Here is a 1,452-nt window from a genome sequence, read left to right as displayed (position 1 = left end):
GCCATGAGCAGTCAGGGGGCCGCGACGGGCGGCGGAGGGAACCGGGACGCGGACACGGCGACCGGCGGGGAGCGCCGAACCGCCTTCCGGGACGGGGACGGGGCGCCCGGGGGGCACGGCCGGCACGGGGGATCCGCCGGGCACACGGCCCGGGAGGGCCACGGGCATGCCGGGGCCCGGGAACATCGGGACACGGCCTCCCCGAAGCCCGCGCCGAACCGGCGGGACCACCGGCATCCGGACCACCCGGGGCGCACCGGAGCCGGCGGCGGGGTCCGTGCGGCGGTGCGGCTGGCCGTCGGCGCCCGCACCCTGCGGGAGGGTGCCCACCTGCTGCTGAACTTCCCGATCGCGAGCGCCCTGTTCGTGTTCGCCGTCACCGGCCTGACGGTGGCGGGCGGCCTGCTGGTGCTGGTCGTGGGGCTGCCGCTGCTGTGCCTGGTGTTGGTGGCGGTGCGCGGGGTGGGTTTCCTGGAGCGCGCCCGGGCCCGGGCGCTGCTGCGCCTCGACGTGCCCGACCCCCGTCCGCTGCGCCCGCGCGGGGGGCGCCGGAATGCCACGGCGTGGATCGGGGTGGTGCTGCGCAGCGGGGAGTGCTGGCGGGCCACGGTGTACGCGCTGGTGCACTTCCCGTGGGCGATCTTCACCTTCTGCACGGTACTGAGCCTGTGGGCGGCCGGGCTGGGCCTGGCGACGATGCCGCTGTGGGCATGGGCGCTGGGCGGGAACCACGGCCCCGGCATCAACGTGGACGGGCGGGGCGGCGGCTGGATCTGGGACAGCCCGCCGGAGTACGCGCTGGGTCTGGTGGTGGGCTGCCTGCTGCTGCTCCTGGCGGGCGGGGTGATCCGGGGGCTGGCCCATGTGGACCGGATGCTGGTGGCCGGGCTGCTGGGGCCCTCGGCGGAACAGTCGCGGATCGAGGAGTTGGAGACCAACCGCTCGGTGGTGGTGGACACCTCCTCCGCCGACCTCCAGCGGATCGAGCGGGACCTGCACGACGGGGCCCAGGCGCGGCTGGTGGCGCTGGCGATGAGTCTGGGCCTGGCGAAGGAGAAGTTCGACGAGGACCCCGAGACGGCGGCGCGGATGGTGGACGAGGCGCACGGCGAGGTGAAGCTGGCGCTCCAGGAGCTGCGGGATCTGGCCCGGGGCATCCGGCCGGCGATCCTCACCGACCGGGGCCTGGGGCCGTCGTTGTCCGCGGTGGCGTCGCGCTGCACGGTGCCGGTGAAGGTGGAGGTGGACCTGCCGCAGCGGCCGGCCGAGGCGATCGAGGGCATCGTCTACTTCACCGTCTCGGAGTTGTTGCAGAACGTGAGCAAGCACAGCGGGGGCACCTCGGCGATGGTGGACATCTGGCGGGCCGGTGAGTGGCTGATGGTGCAGGTGGCGGACGACGGCCGGGGCGGCGCCCGGGAGGAGGGCGGCACGGGTCTGGCGGGGCTGGCC

At 75.5% G+C, this 1,452-nt stretch carries 1 protein-coding gene; it reads left to right on the top strand.

Annotated elements, in window-relative coordinates; all coding sequences use genetic code 11:
- Positions 1-285 precede the first annotated feature (285 nt).
- A partial coding sequence (locus FNQ90_RS23005) for a sensor histidine kinase (RefSeq protein ID WP_323380135.1) occupies positions 286-1,452 on the top strand: 1,167 nt, incomplete at its 3' end.

This window comes from Streptomyces alkaliphilus (assembly GCF_014141535.1).
GTDB lineage: Bacteria > Actinomycetota > Actinomycetes > Streptomycetales > Streptomycetaceae > Streptomyces > Streptomyces alkaliphilus.
This window is presented reverse-complemented; position numbering and strand designations above follow the sequence as displayed.